General features: G+C 70.5%; 17 protein-coding genes. 10 read left to right on the top strand and 7 right to left on the bottom strand.

From position 1 onward, the window contains the following. The first annotated feature begins 76 nt into the window (after nt 1-76). The 4 genes from rqpS to WS49_RS26975 all read left to right on the top strand — a co-directional run bounded on the left by rqpS (nt 77) and on the right by WS49_RS26975 (nt 4,494). Nucleotides 77-892, top strand: coding sequence for a quorum system sensor histidine kinase RqpS (gene rqpS / locus WS49_RS26995; protein ID WP_059535028.1), 816 nt, complete (start codon nt 77-79; stop codon nt 890-892). A gap of 7 nt (nt 893-899) precedes the next feature. Continuing rightward, the gene (gene rqpR, locus WS49_RS26990) at nt 900-1,556 is read left to right on the top strand and encodes a response regulator transcription factor RqpR (RefSeq protein WP_059535026.1); all 657 of its coding nucleotides are present in this window, start codon (nt 900-902) and stop codon (nt 1,554-1,556) included. Nucleotides 1,557-1,754: 198 nt separating this feature from the next. Further along, entirely contained in the window at nt 1,755-3,161 is a 1,407-nt protein-coding gene (locus tag WS49_RS26985) for an amino acid permease (protein ID WP_059535024.1), read from the top strand. A gap of 307 nt (nt 3,162-3,468) precedes the next feature. Next, a complete protein-coding gene (locus WS49_RS26975; protein ID WP_059535021.1) occupies nt 3,469-4,494 on the top strand; it encodes an XdhC family protein in 1,026 nt (341 codons plus the stop codon). Nucleotides 4,495-4,557: 63 nt separating this feature from the next. Here WS49_RS26975 and WS49_RS26970 read toward each other — a convergent pair whose 3' ends face one another. From WS49_RS26970 to fliE, 6 genes are all read right to left on the bottom strand, one after another. Further along, nucleotides 4,558-5,292, bottom strand: coding sequence for a PepSY-associated TM helix domain-containing protein (locus WS49_RS26970; RefSeq protein ID WP_059535019.1), 735 nt, complete (start codon nt 5,290-5,292; stop codon nt 4,558-4,560). A gap of 266 nt (nt 5,293-5,558) precedes the next feature. Continuing rightward, complete coding sequence (locus WS49_RS26965) at nt 5,559-5,879, bottom strand: EscU/YscU/HrcU family type III secretion system export apparatus switch protein (RefSeq protein WP_059535017.1); 321 nt, start codon at nt 5,877-5,879, stop codon at nt 5,559-5,561. Then, the gene (gene fliK, locus WS49_RS26960) at nt 5,876-7,231 is read right to left on the bottom strand and encodes a flagellar hook-length control protein FliK (protein WP_059535016.1); all 1,356 of its coding nucleotides are present in this window, start codon (nt 7,229-7,231) and stop codon (nt 5,876-5,878) included. Before fliK ends, WS49_RS26965 begins: the two co-directional genes overlap by 4 nt. Before the next feature lie 75 nt (nt 7,232-7,306). Further along, nucleotides 7,307-7,639 carry a flagellar protein FliT gene (locus tag WS49_RS26955; RefSeq protein ID WP_059535015.1) on the bottom strand — a complete coding sequence of 111 codons (333 nt, stop codon included), beginning with the start codon at nt 7,637-7,639 and terminating at the stop codon, nt 7,307-7,309. Continuing rightward, a complete protein-coding gene (fliS, locus tag WS49_RS26950) occupies nt 7,636-8,070 on the bottom strand; it encodes a flagellar export chaperone FliS (protein WP_059535013.1) in 435 nt (144 codons plus the stop codon). Before fliS ends, WS49_RS26955 begins: the two co-directional genes overlap by 4 nt. Nucleotides 8,071-8,245: 175 nt before the next feature. Next, nucleotides 8,246-8,590 (bottom strand): flagellar hook-basal body complex protein FliE, encoded by a 345-nt coding sequence (gene fliE / locus WS49_RS26945; RefSeq protein WP_059448462.1) that lies wholly within the window; start codon nt 8,588-8,590, stop codon nt 8,246-8,248. Nucleotides 8,591-8,840: 250 nt separating this feature from the next. Here fliE and fliF point away from each other — a divergent pair, with 250 nt between their 5' ends. The 6 genes from fliF to WS49_RS26915 are packed head-to-tail and all read left to right on the top strand — an operon-like array spanning nt 8,841 to nt 15,660. After that, a complete protein-coding gene (gene fliF, locus WS49_RS26940; RefSeq protein ID WP_059535011.1) occupies nt 8,841-10,604 on the top strand; it encodes a flagellar basal-body MS-ring/collar protein FliF in 1,764 nt (587 codons plus the stop codon). Further along, nucleotides 10,594-11,589: a flagellar motor switch protein FliG gene (gene fliG, locus WS49_RS26935; protein ID WP_059535009.1), complete on the top strand. Its 996-nt coding sequence runs from the start codon at nt 10,594-10,596 to the stop codon at nt 11,587-11,589. The genes fliF and fliG overlap by 11 nt, the downstream gene beginning before the upstream one ends. Further along, entirely contained in the window at nt 11,582-12,265 is a 684-nt protein-coding gene (fliH, locus tag WS49_RS26930; RefSeq protein WP_059535007.1) for a flagellar assembly protein FliH, read from the top strand. The genes fliG and fliH overlap by 8 nt, the downstream gene beginning before the upstream one ends. Then, complete coding sequence (gene fliI, locus WS49_RS26925; protein ID WP_059535005.1) at nt 12,259-13,800, top strand: flagellar protein export ATPase FliI; 1,542 nt, start codon at nt 12,259-12,261, stop codon at nt 13,798-13,800. Before fliH ends, fliI begins: the two co-directional genes overlap by 7 nt. Nucleotides 13,801-13,805: 5 nt before the next feature. Then, nucleotides 13,806-14,264 carry a flagellar export protein FliJ gene (gene fliJ / locus WS49_RS26920; RefSeq protein ID WP_059535003.1) on the top strand — a complete coding sequence of 153 codons (459 nt, stop codon included), beginning with the start codon at nt 13,806-13,808 and terminating at the stop codon, nt 14,262-14,264. 31 nt (nt 14,265-14,295) lie between these two features. After that, the gene (locus WS49_RS26915; protein WP_059535001.1) at nt 14,296-15,660 is read left to right on the top strand and encodes a flagellar hook-length control protein FliK; all 1,365 of its coding nucleotides are present in this window, start codon (nt 14,296-14,298) and stop codon (nt 15,658-15,660) included. Nucleotides 15,661-15,693: 33 nt separating this feature from the next. Here the strand turns inward: WS49_RS26915 and WS49_RS26910 are convergent, their stop codons facing one another. Beyond that, nucleotides 15,694-17,337 (bottom strand): GMC family oxidoreductase, encoded by a 1,644-nt coding sequence (locus WS49_RS26910; protein ID WP_059534999.1) that lies wholly within the window; start codon nt 17,335-17,337, stop codon nt 15,694-15,696. Nucleotides 17,338-17,564: the final 227 nt, after the last annotated feature.

The raw sequence follows: 17,564 nt of genomic DNA, 5'->3' as shown, positions 1-17,564 counted from the left end.
GTGGCCGTCATCGAAACGGTAGCCGATCCACGCAGCCAGCCGGTGTCTGAACCGCTTTCTGACAGCAGGGAGAGTCATGGATACGTCGCTCAACGCGCCCACGGGCGCTCATGCCCCGTTCCCGTCGCAGCCGCTCGTGCACGGCTGCGACGCGGCCGCGCCCGTGGCCGAAGCCCTGCCCCAACGCGACACGTCCGCCGCACGGATCGCGGCGCTGTCCCTCCAGCTGATGGTTGCCGACGAGGCGGCCCGCCGCCATCTCGCCGGCGAACTGCATGACGGACTCGGCGCCGAACTCACCGCCGCACGTTTCGCGCTCGCAAACGTTCAAACGTGGCTGCCGGCCAATGCGCCGGACGGCTGCCTGCGCGCGCTCGAGCTGGCGCAGCAGGCGCTCGAGTCCGCCACGGACGCCAACCGCCGGCTGATCGACGAGCGCGACACGCCGGCACTCGACGGCGGCGTCGTCGGCGCCCTGTCGGCGTGGGTCGACAGCCACACGGCCCGCACCGGCCTGCGCACGAGCTTCGTCTGCGCGGCCGACGCACGGCTCACGCAACTCGGCGGCGCCGGCGCGCTCGCGATCTTCCGCGTCGCGCAGGAAGCGCTGTCGAACGTCGCGAAGCATGCGCGCGCGACGTCCGTCGACGTGCAGATCGACACCGACGACTCGCATATGTCCCTGATCGTCACCGACGATGGGACCGGTTTCGCGCGCAGCCGGCGCACCGGCTACGGCCTCGCCGGGATGCGCGCACGCTGCGAGGCGTTCGGCGGCAGCTTCGACGCGAGCGCACCGGAAGCGGGCCGCGGCACGCGCGTCACCGCGCGCTTCGCGTGGGACTCGCTGTTCGCGGCGCCGGCGGCCGCGCGCCGCGCGTCGCTTTCGTGAGGCCGTCATGAGCCTGAACATCCTGCTCGTCGACGATCACGCGATCGTCCGTCAAGGGATCCGCCACCTGCTGATCGACCGCGGCATCGCGCGTAACGTGACCGAGGCCGAGACCGGCAGCGATGCGGTGGCGGCCGTCGACCGCGACGCCTTCGACGTGATCCTGCTCGACATCTCGTTGCCGGACACGAATGGCATCGAGGTGCTCAAGCGCATCAAGCGCAAGCTGCCGGGCGCGCCGGTGCTGATGTTCTCGATGTACCGCGAGGACCAGTACGCGGTGCGCGCGCTGAAGGCCGGCGCGGCCGGCTACCTGTCGAAGACGGTGAATGCCGCGCAGATGATCGGCGCGATCCAGCAGGTCGCGGCCGGCCGCAAGTACGTGAGCCCGGCGATGGCCGAGGCGCTCGCCGAATACGTGTCGTTCGAGAACGAACCGCTGCCGCACGAGAAGCTGTCCGACCGCGAATACCAGACGCTCTGCATGCTCGCATCGGGCAAGCGCCTCACCGACATCGCGAACACGCTGTCGCTGTCGGTGAAGACGGTCAGCGTGTACCGGTCGCGGCTGCTCGAGAAGATGCGGCTGTCGAACAATGCGGAACTGACGTTCTACGTGATGAGCAACCGGCTCGTCGACATGGCGCCCGCGTCGGGCGCGTGATTCTTCGTCCTCGCCGCACCCGGCCGGCTCCACGCCGGCCCCGGCGCGCCGCCCGCCGCGCACAAGCAATTGTTTTATCGGACGATTCCCGGGCGCAGCGCTGCGCCGCAACGGGTCTTCCACGCCAAATCGGCTAAAATTACGGGTTTTCACTCACTCGGCGCCGCCGCGCTCGCGCGCGCTGGAAACTCATCCGCAATGTCCTTCTTCCGCAAGAAAAACGTCGATCGCATGATCGCCGGCGCGCACGGCGCCGGGCTCAAGAAAGCGCTCGGCGCCATCGACCTCACCTTCCTCGGCATCGGCGCGATCATCGGCACCGGCATCTTCGTGCTGACCGGCACGGGCGCCGTGCAGGCCGGCCCCGCGCTGATGCTGTCGTTCGTGATCGCCGCGATCGCGTGCGGCCTCGCGGCGCTGTCGTACGCCGAATTCGCGTCGACGATTCCGGTCGCGGGCTCGATCTACACGTACTCGTACGCGACGCTCGGCGAGCTCGTCGCGTGGATCATCGGCTGGGACCTGATGCTCGAATACGGCCTCGCGGCGTCGGCCGTGTCGGTCGGCTGGTCGGGCTACCTGCAATCGCTGCTGCAGGGCTTCGGGCTCACGCTGCCGACCGTGCTGACGGCCGCGCCCGGCGCGATCCCGGGTGTCGTCACGTGGTTCAACCTGCCGGCGTTCCTCGTGATGCTGGTGATCACGACGCTGCTGTCGATCGGCATTCGCGAGTCGACCCGCATCAACAACGTCATGGTGTTCATCAAGGTGTCGGTCGTGCTGCTCGTGATCGCGGTCGGCATCTTCCACGTCACGCCCGCGAACTGGAAGCCGTTCATGCCGCACGGCTGGAACGGCGTGTTCGGCGCGGCGGCCGTGATGTTCTTCGCGTTCATCGGCTTCGACGCCGTATCGTCGGCGGCCGAGGAAGTGAAGAATCCGAAACGCGACCTGCCGATCGGCATCATCGCGTCGCTTGCGGTGTGCGCGGTGCTGTACGTGACGGTCGCGGCGGTCGCGACCGGCATCGTGCCGTCGGCGCAGTACGCGAACGTGTCGCATCCGATCTCGTATGCGCTGCAGATCGCCGGCGAGAAGTGGGTCGCGGGCTTCATCGATCTCGGCGCGGTGCTCGGCATGCTGACCGTGATCCTCGTGATGAGCTACGGCCAGACGCGGATCATCTTCGCGATGTCGCGCGACGGCCTGCTGCCGGCGGCGCTGTCGCGCGTGCATCCGCGCTACGCGACGCCGTTCCTGACGACCTGGCTCGTCGGCCTGTTCTTCGGGCTGATCGCCGCGCTCGTGCCGCTCAACGTGCTCGCCGAGCTGATCAACATCGGCACGCTCGCCGCGTTCTCGATGGTGTCGATCGCGGTGCTGGTGCTGCGCCGCACGCACCCGGAACTGCCGCGCGCGTTCCGCTGCCCGGGCGTGCCGGTGGTGCCGATCCTCGCGGTCGGCGCATGCCTGTTCCTGATGCTGAACCTGCAGCCCGTCACGTGGGCCGCGTTCGGCATCTGGCTCGTGATCGGCCTCGTGATCTACTTCCTGTATTCGCGGCATCACTCGAAGCTCGCGCACGGTCAGCACGACGCGCATTGACCGCCGTCGCTGCGCGCGCACGCCGCGCGCAGCGGCACGACGCCACGCCGGGCCGTCACCGGCCCCGTGCGCGCCCCCTCCCCGCCCGAACCGGCCCGGCCATCGGCGCCCCCGCGCGGCGCACGACGCGCGCCGCCGCGCCCCGCACGCGCGCGATCGCTGCCCGATCGTCGCGATTTCTTGCCCGATCGTCCGGATTTGCCCACACGAATTGCACGCTGCCAGCACGCGCGCGCCGAGCGGTTCATAATCCGGCCATCGAACGACGGCCCGGCCCGGCGGGCCGTCCGGCAACAGGAACAGGATGATGGAAAGCGTCGATCTCGATGTACTGAAATCCAGCGCGCGCTGGCTCGACGAAGGGCGCCGCGTGCTGCTCGTCACGGTCGTGAAGACGTGGGGCTCGTCGCCCCGCCCCGAAGGCGCGATGCTCGCGGTGCGCGAGGACGGCCTCGTGGTCGGCTCCGTGTCCGGCGGCTGCATCGAGGACGACCTGATCGCCCGCGTGCACGCAAGCGGCATCGCGGCCGATGCACGCCCGGAAGCCGTCAAGTACGGCGTGACGGCCGAGGAAGCGCACCGCTTCGGGCTGCCCTGCGGCGGCACGATCCAGCTCGTGCTGGAGCCGCTCACGCCCGACAGCGGGATCGCCGCGCTGTGCGCGGAAGTCGAGGCCGGTCGCCTCGTCACGCGCACGATGACGCTCGCGACCGGCCGCGCGTCGCTGTCGCCCGCGCAGGCGACCGACGGGCTCGCGTTCGACGGCGACCGGCTCGTGACGATCCACGGGCCGCGCTACCGGATGCTCGTGATCGGCGCGGGACAGTTGTCGCGCTATCTGTGCCAGATCGCGGTCGGGCTCGATTACCAGGTGACGGTCTGCGATCCGCGCGAGGAGTACACGGATGCGTGGGACGTGATGGGCACGCGCGTCGTGCACACGATGCCCGACGACACGGTGCTCGACATGAAGCTCGACGCGCGTTCGGCCGTGATCGCGCTCACGCACGACCCGAAGCTCGACGATCTCGCGCTGATGGAGGCGCTGAAGACGCCCGCGTTCTACGTGGGCGCGCTCGGCTCGCGACGCAACAACGCGGCCCGGCGCGAGCGGCTGCTCGAATTCGACCTGAGCGAGGCGGAACTGGCGCGGCTGCACGGGCCGGCCGGCATCTACATCGGCAGCCGCACGCCGCCGGAAATCGCGATCTCGATCCTCGCCGAGATCACGGCCGCGAAGAACAACGTGTCGCTGCCGACGATCCTGCAGGTCGAGGGCGCGAAGGCCGCCCGCGAGATCGCGGCAAACAGCGGCGCGACCTGCGGCCTCTGAGGCCGGTCGCCGGCGCGGCGCATGGCCGCGCCGGCGGGACACCGGCGCGCGTCGAGGGTGACGTCAGGCGAGACCCGCGGCGAACGCCGCGGCGACGGAGCCGACCACCAGCACGACGCCGACCGTGCGGCGCTTGTTCAGCTCCGTCCACAGCAGCACGCCCGTCAGCGACAACAGGATCAGCGAACCCGCGATCGTGTCCATCAGCAGCACCCAGCCGAGATTCATGCCGACGCCGCGATGCAGGTTGTTCAGCGTCGTCAGGAACGTATTGCCGGTGCGCTTCACCGATACGTAGCCGTTGCCGACCCAATATTCGGCCTGCAGGTTCTGGCGCGGACCGAACAGGCCCATCTGCCAGTGCTCCGGCTGCATCACGCGCTTGTCGCCCCAGGCGACCGGCTGCGCGGGCTCCTTGCGCACGCGGCCCGGCCGGCCGTCGAAGTGCAGTTCGTGCTGCAGCCACTTCGTCATCGCGGCCGGCGACTTCGGCGCCGGGTCCGGCAACGCGATCTGCATCTGCTCGACCTGCGGTTCGCCGGTCGGGATCTTCAGCGGCGGCGCACGGTGGTTGAGCAGCACGCCCGTCACGCCGAACAGCAGCCCGAGCACCGCGCCCCAGAGCCCGACCCAGCCATGCACCTTGCGCAGCCATTTGATGAAGGTCGCGCGCCGCGAGCGCTGGCGGCGCGCCGCCAGTTCGGCGTCGCTCAGGGGCCGTGCGGCCGGATGCAGCACGGTGACGCCCGCGATGGGCCTGCCCGCCTGCGGCGGGGCGATCGTTTCGGGCGCGTTCACGCGAGAGTGTCCATTCGTTCAAAGCAACGGGCGGCGCACGGAAAACATGCGCCGCCCGGATAACATGAAAATGAGAATGGATATCATTACACAAATGGCGCGACCGCTCAATCCGCCGGCGCACGTCGGGACGACGGGACAATCCGGCGATAACCGACGAAGCGCGCGGATTGCACGCCGATCCAGGTCGATAAAAGAGAAATGCCGGTGAAATGATCGCGAAAGTCCGGGACAGCATTTCGCAAGAAAAACGGCCCGGCGAACGCTCAGCGGCGCAGCGGCGGTAGCGGAAAATGCGGCGCGGCGTCGCCCGGCCCGGGCTCGGTCCGATCGAGCGCGTACAGCCATGCCAGCAGATCGGCGACGGCCTGGTAAAGCTGCGGCGGAATCCGGTCGTCGAGATCGACCTGCATCAGCAGCGACACCATCTCCGGCGCGGTATGCACGTACAGCCCGGCATCCCGCGCACGGGCGACGATCATCTCGGCGAGCAGGCCGTACCCCTTCGCGACCACGCGCGGCGCGGTATCGCCTCCCTTCGGATCGTAGACGAGCGCGGCCGCGCGTTTGCGGGACGTCATGCTCATCGCGGCACCTCGTCGTCGGCGCCCGGCGTGCCGCCGGCCGCGCTGCGCGCATATGCGGCGGCGGCCGCCTGCGCGACGAGCGGGTCGAAGCCGTCCGGTTCGTCGCCGACCGCGCGAATCGACAGTCCGCCGAGCTGCAGCCCCGATCCCTCGAACCGCTGCCGCAGCGCGGCCTCGTTCCGCGTGAGCCGGTCGGCGCCGGCCGAATTCGCGCGCAGTCGCGCGACGAGCTGCGCGCCGTTCAGCACCAGCTCCGCGTCGACCGTGCCGAGCGACGGCAACGTGAGCGTCAGCCGCGTGCGCCATGCGATCCCGTCGCCGGCGTCGTCGCCGCCGCGCGACGCGTGGCCGCCCGGATCGTCGGGCTCGATCGTCCAGTCGAGCCGCACGCCGGGCCATGCCTCGCCTGCCCAGCGGAACTGATCGGTCGCAAGCGCATCGAGCTGCTGCCGGACGATCGGCACGGCGGCAGGATGCACGGGAGCCGGCGTCTGCGCCTGCGGATCGGCCGACGCGGCGGCCAGTTCGGCGCGCGCGGGCGTCCAGCGCGTGTCGGGGCGATCGCCGAGCGGGTCGGTCGTCGCGGCCGTGGCCGACGCCGCACCTTGCCGAGCGGCGGCAGCCGCGTTCTGTGCAAGCTCGCGCGGCACCGCACCGCCCGACGCGGGCGCGCCCGGCTGCACGGCCGTTCGCGCCGCCGTCGGCAGCGGCAGGCGCTGCGCGAGCAGTTCGTCGAGCACGTCGGGCGCGTCGTGCTGCGCGGCATCCGGGGCGGGCTGCACCGGCGCGGTCGTGAGCCGCGCCTGCGGTTCGCGCATCAGCGCGGCGAGCGGGCGCTGGCCGGCCAGCCACTGCGCGAGATGGGATTCGTAAAAGAGGCCGCTTTCGCTGACGGCCTGCGCGAGCGCCGCACGCAGCGCCGCGACGGGCGGCGCGGCCGCCGCATCGCGCGCGGCCGCGACGTCGGACGCGGGCGTTGCGGTGGAAGGCGCGGCGGCGGACGCAGCCGGACCGGCGGTCGGCTGCCCGTCCGGCGGCACGGCCGCCGCGGTGCTCAGCAACACGGCGGGATCGGCCAGCAGCGGCGTGCGCCCGGCGATCACGGGCGTCGCGACGCCGCCCGAGCGCGAGATCGCGTCGAGCACGAGCGCGACATCGGACAACGCGGTCTGCGCGGATGCCGGCGGCGGCGCCGGCGGGGCTCCGGTCGAAGACGGCGACGACGCGCCGGCGCCCGGCGTGCCGACCTGCGCGGTCGCGCCGCCGCCTGCGGGCGCGATCACGGGGCCGGTCAGCAGGCTGTCGAGGCGACTCGCCAGCAGGGCGGCCGCAACGGAGTCGATACCGGTCATGATCGGAGCCTGCTCACCTCAGCGACATCGTTGCGAAGCCGGGCATGCGGCAACCGCCGCCCCGGCAAACGGGCACTACCCGCGAGCGCGGTAGAGATCGGTCAATACCTGGGTCGAGCGCCGCGCCTCGAACAGCGCGGACAGCCGTGCGACGTCCGGGCTGGCGAGGTCGCGGATCGCGGCGTCGTCGGCGAGGATCCGGCGAATCAGCTCGAGCTTGCGGCCGAGGTCCGCCTGGTCGAGCGCGACGCCCGGATGGGCCTCCTTCAGCCCGTCGACGAGACGCAGGAATTCGGCCTGCAACTCCGGCAGCGCGCTCCAGTCCGCGCCGCGCGCCGCGGACAGCATGCGGCCCGACACGGCCGCAAGCGCCTCGTAGCGAGCGAAGTATTCGGCCTTGAGATTCATCGTGCCGCGCCCGCCGCCTGTTGCGCGGCCATGCGCGCGACTTCCGGAGCGATGCCCGTCCACGCTTCCTCGAGCGTCGCGAGCAACCCGTCGACCTCGACCAGCATCGCGTCGCTGGCATGCATGTTGGCTTCCAGCAGGCGCCGGCCGATATACGTATACAGCGCGTCGAGGCGCCCGGCGATCTGGCCGCCCGCGTCGCGGTTCAGCGACGCCTGCAGGCCGCTCTCGACGATCCCGATCGCCTTGCCGATCGCTTCGCCGCGCGCGGGCACGTTGCCCTGCTGCAGGTGCATGCGCGCGAGCGCGATGGCCTGGCGCGCGCCCTGGTACAGCATCGCGATCAGCCGGTGCGGGGAGGCGCCCATCACCCCCGTCTCGACGCCGACACGCGCGTATGCACTGGCTCCAGCGTGTCCTGGGGAAAACATGCGCTTCTCCTTGTGATGCGTTGGCTATGCGGTGGCCGTCGCCGTGCAATGCATGACGCGGCCTTGTTCCAGAGTTATCGGAAGGGAATTGAAAAGCTTTAGGCGCACGGCCCGCCGCCGGTCGGCCGCCCGCGGATGCCCGTCGGCGGCTGGCCGTCCCCGGTTGCCGGTCGCGTCACACGGACATCTGCATGATGTCGTTGTACGCGCTCACGAGCTTGTTGCGGACCTGAAGCCCGAACTGGAAACCGATGTTGGCCTTCTGCATGTCGACCATCACGTCGTTCAGCGACACGTTCGCCGCGCCGACCTCGAACGCCTGCGCCTCGCCGAGCGCGTGCTTCTGGTCGCCGCTGATCTTGTCGAGCGACGCCTTCATCGCGCTCGCGAACGTGCCGGCCGTCGCCGCGCCCGAACCGGCGAGTGCCGCCGTCGGGCTCGCGACGCCGCCGCTCGCCTGCGCGGCCATCGCCTGCATCTGTTGCAACACCGAACCGATTCCGCTGACGTTGGCAGCCATGCTGTCCCCAGACATATGAGAGAAGAGACCCGGACGCACCGGGCGGTCCGGCGGCGCCGCACGATGCGCACCATGCCGGATCGCGAAAAAGGATAGCAGCGCGGCGCGCGCCAAAGCCGCGAAAGTACGGGGGAAACCCCGCTCTTTTCGGTCGATCGGAGTCGGGCTTCGGTCCCGATAATCGCATCGTGTCATTGTCCGTCCGCTCGTCCGAGCGGCTCAGTCGTCCCGCTCCGGAGAAATTCCACGCATGGATTCGCAGGCCAACTCGCTGATCAACCCCGACGCCCGCACGGGCCTCGCCAGCCCGGTGCCAGGCGCCACCGCGGCCGCCGCGTTGCCGGGAGCAGGCGGCGCCGGCGCGGACTTCGGGTTCGGCGGCTTCGCGGAACGCATCCCCGGCATCACGCGGATGAAGGGCAACCCGAAACTGCCGTTCGTGATCGCCGTCGCGCTCGCCATCGCCGCGATCACCGCGCTCGTGCTGTGGAGCCGCACGCCCGACTATCGCGTGCTGTACAGCAACCTGTCGGACCGCGACGGCGGCGCGATCATCACCGCGCTCCAGCAGGCAAACGTTCCCTACAAGTTCGCCGACGCCGGCGGCGCGATCCTCGTGCCGTCGAACCAGGTGCACGAAACGCGCCTGAAGCTCGCCGCGATGGGCCTGCCCAAGGGCGGCTCGGTCGGCTTCGAGCTGATGGACAACCAGAAATTCGGCATCAGCCAGTTCGCCGAGCAGGTGAACTACCAGCGCGCGCTCGAAGGCGAGCTGCAACGCACGATCGAGTCGATCAACGCCGTGAAGACGGCGCGCGTGCATCTCGCGATCCCGAAGCCGTCGGTGTTCGTGCGCGACAAGGAAGCGCCGAGCGCGTCGGTGTTCGTCGATCTCTACCCGGGCCGCGTGCTCGACGAGGGCCAGGTGCAGGCGATCACGCGGATGGTGTCGTCCGGCGTGCCCGACATGCCGGCCAAAAACGTGACGATCGTCGACCAGGACGGCAACCTGCTGACCCAGACCGCATCGGCCACCGGCCTCGACGCGAGCCAGCTCAAGTACGTGCAGCAGGTCGAGCACAACACGCAGAAGCGCATCGACGCGATCCTCGCGCCGATCTTCGGCACCGGCAACGCGCGCTCGCAAGTCAGCGCGGACATCGATTTCTCGAAGCTCGAGCAAACCTCGGAAAGCTACGGCCCGAACGGCTCGCCGCAGCAGACCGCGATCCGCAGCCAGCAGACCAGCAGCGCGACAGAACTCGCGCAGGGCGGCGCATCGGGCGTGCCGGGCGCGCTGTCGAACACGCCGCCGCAGCCGGCCTCCGCGCCGATCGTCGCCGGCAACGGCCAGAACGGGCCGCAGTCGACGCCCGTCAGCGACCGCAAGGACCAGACGACCAACTACGAGCTCGACAAGACGATCCGCCACGTCGAGCAGCCGATGGGCAACGTGAAGCGGCTGTCGGTGGCCGTCGTCGTCAACTACCAGCCGGTCGCCGACGCGAAGGGCCACGTGACGATGCAGCCGCTGCCGCCCGCGAAGCTCGCGCAGATCGAGCAGCTCGTGAAGGACGCGATGGGATACGACGAGAAGCGCGGCGACTCGGTGAACGTGGTGAACAGCGCGTTCTCGACCGTCAACGATCCGTACGCCAACCTGCCGTGGTGGCGCCAGCCGGACATGATCGCGATGGCGAAGGAAGCCGCGAAGTGGCTCGGCATCGCGGCGGCCGCGGCGGCGCTCTATTTCATGTTCGTGCGCCCGGCGATGCGCCGCGCATTCCCGCCGCCCGAGTCGCCCGCGCCGGCACTTGCGGCGCCGGAGGATCCGGTCGCGCTCGACGGCCTGCCCGCGCTGGAACAGCCGGACGAGCCCGATCCGCTGCTGCTCGGCTTCGAGAACGAAAAGAACCGCTACGAACGCAACCTCGACTACGCGCGCACGATCGCCCGCCAGGATCCGAAGATCGTCGCCACCGTCGTGAAGAACTGGGTGTCCGATGAACGCTGAAGGCCTGACCAAGAGCGCGCTGCTGCTGATGTCGATCGGCGAGGAAGAGGCCGCTGAAGTATTCAAGTTCCTCGCGCCGCGCGAGGTGCAGAAGATCGGCGCCGCGATGGCCGCGCTGAAGAACGTCACGCGCGAGCAGGTCGAGGACGTGCTGCACGAATTCGCGAAGGAAGCCGAGCAGCACACCGCGCTGTCGCTCGATTCGAGCGAGTACATCCGCTCGGTGCTGACCAAGGCGCTCGGCGAGGACAAGGCCGGCGTGCTGATCGACCGGATCCTGCAGGGCAGCGACACGAGCGGCATCGAGGGCCTGAAGTGGATGGACTCGGCCGCCGTCGCGGAACTGATCAAGAACGAGCATCCGCAGATCATCGCGACGATCCTCGTGCACCTCGACCGCGATCAGGCGTCCGAGATCGCGTCGTGCTTCACCGAGCGCCTGCGCAACGACGTGCTGCTGCGGATCGCGACGCTCGACGGCATCCAGCCGGCCGCGCTGCGCGAGCTCGACGACGTGCTGACGGGCCTGCTGTCCGGCAGCGACAACCTGAAGCGCAGCCCGATGGGCGGCATCCGCACCGCGGCCGAGATCCTGAACTTCATGACGAGCAATCATGAGGAAGGCGTGCTCGAAAGCGTGCGCCAGTACGACGCCGACCTCGCGCAGAAGATCGTCGACCAGATGTTCGTGTTCGAGAACCTGCTCGACCTCGAGGATCGCGCGATCCAGATGGTGCTGAAGGAAGTCGAGTCGGAAACGCTGATCATCGCGCTGAAGGGCGCGCCGCCCGCGCTGCGCCAGAAATTCCTCGCGAACATGTCGCAACGCGCGGCCGAACTGCTCGCCGAGGATCTCGACGCGCGCGGCCCGGTGCGCGTGTCCGAAGTCGAGACGCAGCAGCGCCGCATCCTGCAGATCGTGCGCAACCTCGCCGAGAGCGGTCAGATCGTGATCGGCGGCAAGGCGGAAGACGCCTATGTCTGATTCCGCGCGCGACCGCGCCGGCACCCTCACCGCGTACCAGCGGTGGGAGATGGCGTCGTTCGATCCGCCGCCGCCCCCGCCGCCGCCCGACGACGCGGCTGCGGCCGCCGCCGCGCTCGCCGAGGAATTGCAGCGCGTGCGCGACGCCGCGCATGCCGAAGGCCACGCGGCCGGTCACGTCGAAGGCCAGGCACTGGGTTATCAGGCCGGTTTCGAGCAGGGCCGCGAGCAGGGTTTCGCGGCCGGCCAGGCCGAAGCCCGCGAACAGGCCGCGCAGCTCGCGGCGCTCGCCGCGTCGTTCCGCGAAGCCGTGTCGAGCGCCGAGCACGACCTCGCGTCCGACCTCGCGCAACTCGCGCTCGACATCGCGCAGCAGGTCGTGCGCCAGCACGTGAAGCACGATCCCGCCGCGCTCGTCGCGGCCGTGCGCGACGTGCTCGCCGCCGAACCGGCGTTGTCCGGCGCGCCGCATCTCGCGGTGAACCCGGCCGACCTGCCCGTCGTCGAGGCCTATCTGCAGGACGATCTCGACACGCTCGGCTGGAACGTGCGCACCGACGCGTCGATCGAGCGCGGCGGCTGCCGCGCGCACGCCGCGACGGGCGAAGTCGACGCGACGCTGCCCACCCGCTGGCAGCGCGTCGCCGCCGCGATCGGCAAGGTGAGCGCATGGTGACGCCCACGCCCGAATCGATCCTGTACGACGGAATGACGCCGCTCGAGCGCGAACTTGCGCTCGCGTCGTTCGGCCCCGAGAGTCCGCACGGCACCGCGCACGGCGCGCCGGCCCACGCAACGGACGCCGCGGCCGACACGCCGCGCGCGCCGCACAATCCGCATCTCGCGCACTGGCGCACGCACCTGAACGGCCTCGCGACCCGCAGCCACCGCGCGCTGCCGCTGCGGCCGTGCGGGCGCCTCACGCGCGCCGCCGGCCTCGTGCTCGAGGCGATCGGCCTGCGCCTGTCGGTCGGTGCCGAATGCACGATCGAATTGCCGCCCGGCAGCACGCTGCCGCATGCGGAAGCGGAAGTCGTCGGGTTCTCCGGCGATCGCCTGTTCCTGATGCCGACCACCGACGTCGCGGGCGTCTTGCCCGGCGCGCGCGTGTGGCCGCTGGAGGCCGCGCCCGTCGCCGATCCGCTCGCGGGCGCGAAACGGCTGCCGGTCGGCTGGGAAATGCTCGGGCGCGTCGTCGACGCGTCGGGCCGCCCGCTCGACGGCCTCGGCCCGCTCGCGTCGAAGGTCGACGCGCCGCTGTCAGCCCCGTCGATCAACCCGCTCGATCGCGAGCCGATCCACCACGTGCTCGACGTCGGCGTGCGCGCGATCAACGCGCTGCTCACCGTCGGCCGCGGGCAGCGGATGGGCCTGTTCGCGGGCTCCGGCGTCGGCAAGTCGGTGCTGCTCGGCACGATGGCGCGCTATACCAGCGCGGAAGTGATCGTGATCGGACTGATCGGCGAACGCGGCCGCGAAGTGAAGGAATTCATCGAACAGATCCTCGGCGAGGACGGGCTCGCGCGCTCCGTCGTCGTCGCGGCGCCGGCCGACGTGTCGCCGCTGCTGCGGATGCAGGGCGCCGCGTATGCGACGTCGCTCGCCGAATATTTCCGCGATCAGGGCAAGCACGTGCTGCTGCTGATGGATTCGCTGACGCGCTACGCGATGGCCCAGCGCGAGATCGCGCTCGCGATCGGCGAGCCGCCCGCGACCAAGGGCTATCCGCCGTCGGTGTTCGCGAAGCTGCCCGCGCTCGTCGAGCGCACCGGCAACGGGCCCGAAGGCGGCGGCTCGATCACCGCGTTCTACACGGTGCTGACCGAAGGCGACGACCAGCAGGACCCGATCGCCGATTCGGCGCGCGCGATCCTCGACGGCCACATCGTGCTGTCGCGCGCGCTCGCCGAAGCCGGTCACTATCCGGCGATCGACATCGAGGCGTCGATCAGCCGCGCGATGACCGCGCTGATCGACGAAACGCATCTCGACCGCGTGCGGCAGTTCAAGCAGATGCTGTCGCGCTACCAGCGCAATCGCGACCTGATCGCGGTCGGCGCCTATGCGCCCGGCCGCGACGCGCAGCTCGACCGCGCGATCGCGCTCTACCCGCGCATCGAATCGTTCCTGCAGCAGGGCTTTCGCGAATGCGCGCCGTTCGCGTCGAGCCTCGGCGCGCTCGATGCGCTGTTCGACGTACACGGAGGCTGACCCCGATGGCACACGGCTTTCCCCTTCAACTGCTGCTCGACCGCGCGCAGGAAGATCTCGACACGGCCGCGAAGCAGCTCGGCACCGCGCAGCGCGACCGCACCGCGGCCGCCGACCAGCTCGATGCGTTGCTGCGCTATCGCGACGAGTATCACGCGCGCTTCGCGCAGTCCGCGCAACACGGGATGCCGGCCGGCAATTGGCGCAACTTCCAGGCGTTCATCGATACGCTCGACGCGGCGATCATGCAGCAGCGCAACGTGCTGGCCGCGGCCGAAGTCCGCATCGACGAGGCGCGTCCCAACTGGCAACAGAAGAAACGCACCGTCGGTTCATACGAAATCCTGCAGGCGCGCGGCGTCGCGCAGGAAGCCCAGCGTACGGCGAAGCGCGAACAGCGCGACGCCGACGAACACGCCGCGAAGATCCTGCGCATGCGGGCCGATGCGGCCCGTTCGGCGTAACCGCTCACCGCTTTCGAACGAGAGAATCGTCATGCCTCCCCTGCCCCTGCTCGGCGTGCTGCTCGACACCGCCGGCACCGCACTCAAGGCGATCCGCGACGCGGGTTCGTCCGCTTCCGCCAAGTCCGCCGGCAACGATGCCGCAAGCGGCCCGGCCGCCATGCCGTTCGCGCAGACGCTGAAGCAAAGCGTCGTCACGCGGCACGACGCGGCAACCGCCGACCAGCCGGACGTCTCGACGAAACAGGCGTCGTCGACATCCGCCGCCGGCACGAAGTCCGCCGACCGCGACGACGACCCGTCGACCGAAGACGCCATCGCGACACTCAATCCCGACGCTGCCGCGCTCGCCGCGGCAGCCGCCGTGCAGGCGCAACTGCAGGCGCGCGTGAACGACGCGGCGCCGGCCGATGCCGATACCGCGGCCACCGCCGCCGCCACGACAGCGACGGCCGTGTCCGGCCAGCCCGACGCCACGGCCGCGCTGACGAATCATGCAAGCAAGGATGCGGCCGCCGAACCTGCCGTGCCGGTGTCGGGTCGCGACACGCTGCAGGCGGCACTCCAGAAGCTGACCGGCGGCGCGGGCGCCATCGCGATGCCCGCGTCGGGCACGGCTGCGACAGCGGCAGCGCCCGCGGCGACGACGTCCGCATCGGCCACCGCCGCACCGCCGACGCCGAAAATCCCGACCTTCGACCGCACGCTCGCCGACGCGAAAGGCGCGCTCGCGACGCAGCAGGCGCCCGCGCAGGCCACCGCGCCGGCGCTGCAGGCCGGCGCAACGGCCCAACCCGCCGCGCAGCATGCGTTCGCGGCCGCCGAAGAAACCGCCGGCCCGGCCGTCGACGCGACGGTCGCCGCCGCCGCGACGGCTGCGGCAGCCGCGCAGGCGAACCTCCAGGCATCGCCCGCCGCCAGCTCGATCGCCGCGGCCAACGCACACGTGCTGGCGCCGCACGTCGGCACCGCCGACTGGACCGATGCGCTGAGCCAGAAGGTCGTGTTCCTGTCGAACGCGCACCAGCAGAGCGCCGAGCTGACGCTGAACCCGCCGGACCTCGGCCCGCTGCAGGTCGTGCTGCGCGTCGCGGACAACCACGCGCACGCGCTGTTCGTGTCGCAGCACGCGCAGGTGCGCGACGCAGTGGAAGCCGCGCTGCCGAAACTGCGTGAAGCGATGGAAGCGGGCGGGCTCGGCCTGGGCAGCGCGAGCGTCAGCGATGGCGGCTTCGCGTCGCAGCAGCAGAACCCGCAGCAAAGCTTCGCCGGCGGCCGGCCGTCGCCGCGCGCGCGCGCCGGATCGTCAGCCGTCGACGCACCGGTCGACGCCGCGCAATCCGCAGCGGCCGGCGCGACCGTGAGCCGCGCGGGCCTCGTCGATACGTTCGCCTGAGCATCGCGTCGGTCGTGTGCCGGTGCGCGCCGCTCAGCGGCCGTGCGCCGCCGCGGCCGCCTCGTTGCGCGGCACGCCGCCGCCCCGGCGCGTCGCGACGATGAAGTCCGCCGCGCGCTCGCCGATCATCACCGACGGCGCATTCGTGTTACCGCCGATCAGCGTTGGCATCACCGACGCATCCACCACCCGCAGCCCTTCGACGCCCCGCACGCGCAGTTGCGGATCGACGACCGCGCGCGCATCCGAGCCCATCCGGCAGGTGCCGACCGGGTGATAGATCGTGTCGGCATGCGCGACGATCGTCGCGCGCAGCTCGGCTTCGCTCTGATCCGCCCGCGTGTAAAGCTCGCGCCCGCCCTGCGACGCGAGCGGCGCCTGCGACAGGATCCGGCGCATCGCCTGCGCGCCGCGCACGAGCAGGTCGAGATCGCGCGTATCGCTGAAGAAGCGCGGATCGATCAGCGGCGCATCGCGCGCATCGCCGCTCGCGAGCGCGACCGTGCCGCGGCTGAACGGGCGCAGCGCGCACACGTGCAGCGAATAGCCGAAGCCCCAGTGCATCTTGCGGTTGTGATCGTCGACGAGCGCCGTGCAGAAATGCAGCTGCAGGTCCGGACGTTCGAGCGACGGGTCGCTCTTGATGAAGCCGCCGGCCTCCGCGACGTTGCTCGTCATCATCCCCGTGCGGCTCGAGAAGTAGCGCGCGAGCGCCGGCGTCATCTTCGCGATCCCGCGCAGGCAGACGCCGACCAGCTCCGACGAATTCACGCGCGTGTTGATGATGAAGTCGATGTGGTCGATCAGGTTGGTGCCGACGTCCGGCGCGTCCTGCACGACGGCGATCCCGTGCCGGCGCAGCTGTTCCGCCGGACCGATCCCCGAGCACATCAGCAGTTGCGGCGAATTGAACGCGCCGGCCGACAGGATCACTTCCGCGCGTGCACCGAGCGTCTCGACGCGTCCGTCGCGCGACACCGCGACCCCGACCGCGCGCTTGCCGTCGAAGCCCACGCGCAGCACCGTCGCATCGGTGATCACGTGCAGGTTCGGCCGGTCGCGGTCGTAGATGTACGCGCGCGCGACGCTGCAGCGCGCGCCGTCGCGATGCGTGACCTGATAGAAGCCGACGCCTTCCTGCGTCGCGCCGTTGAAGTCGTTGTTGAGCGGGTAGCCGGCCGCGTGCGCCGCCTGGATGAATCGTTCGGAGAACGGATTGCGAAAGCGCAGATCGGACACCGTCAGCGGGCCGTCCGCGCCGTGCCATGCATCGGCGCCGCGCGCGTTGCCTTCCGCGCGGCGGAAATACGGCAGCACGTCCCGCCAGCCCCAGCCCGTCGCGCCGAGTTGCGCCCATTCGTCGTAATCGCCCGGGTGGCCGCGCGTGTAGATCATCGCGTTGATCGCGCTCGAGCCGCCCATTCCGCGCCCGCGCGGCTGATAGCCGCGGCGGCCGCCGAGGCCCGGCTGCGGCACCGTTTCGTAACCGTAGTTCGTGCCGAGCTTGAACGGCACGAGCGCCGCGATTCCCACCGGCATGTTGACGAGCAGGTTGCGCTCCGTGTGCGAGCCGGCCTCGATCAACGCGATCGTCGCGTCGGGGCATGCATCGGCGAGGCGGCTGGCGAGGCTCGAGCCGCCCGACCCTCCGCCGACGATGATGTAGTCGTATTGCATGTCACGTCTCCTTCGTGTCATGAACGGCGCCCGGCGCGGCCGGCTCCCGCTTGTAATGTTCGGGCATTGTAGGAATGGCCGTCGCGCGCGCGGCACGCCGATTCAAGAGCGATTCCTCTAAACGCCCGCGTGAACTAAATTTAAGATGTATCGATTGATGCGACGCGATGCATCGGCCGCCAGAAGCCGCGCCGTCGCGAAACTGGGGAGACGACGATGCAGCGCGA

This window comes from Burkholderia sp. RF7-non_BP4 (genome assembly GCF_001521935.1).
Classification (GTDB): Bacteria; Pseudomonadota; Gammaproteobacteria; order Burkholderiales; family Burkholderiaceae; genus Burkholderia; species Burkholderia diffusa.
This window is presented reverse-complemented; position numbering and strand designations above follow the sequence as displayed.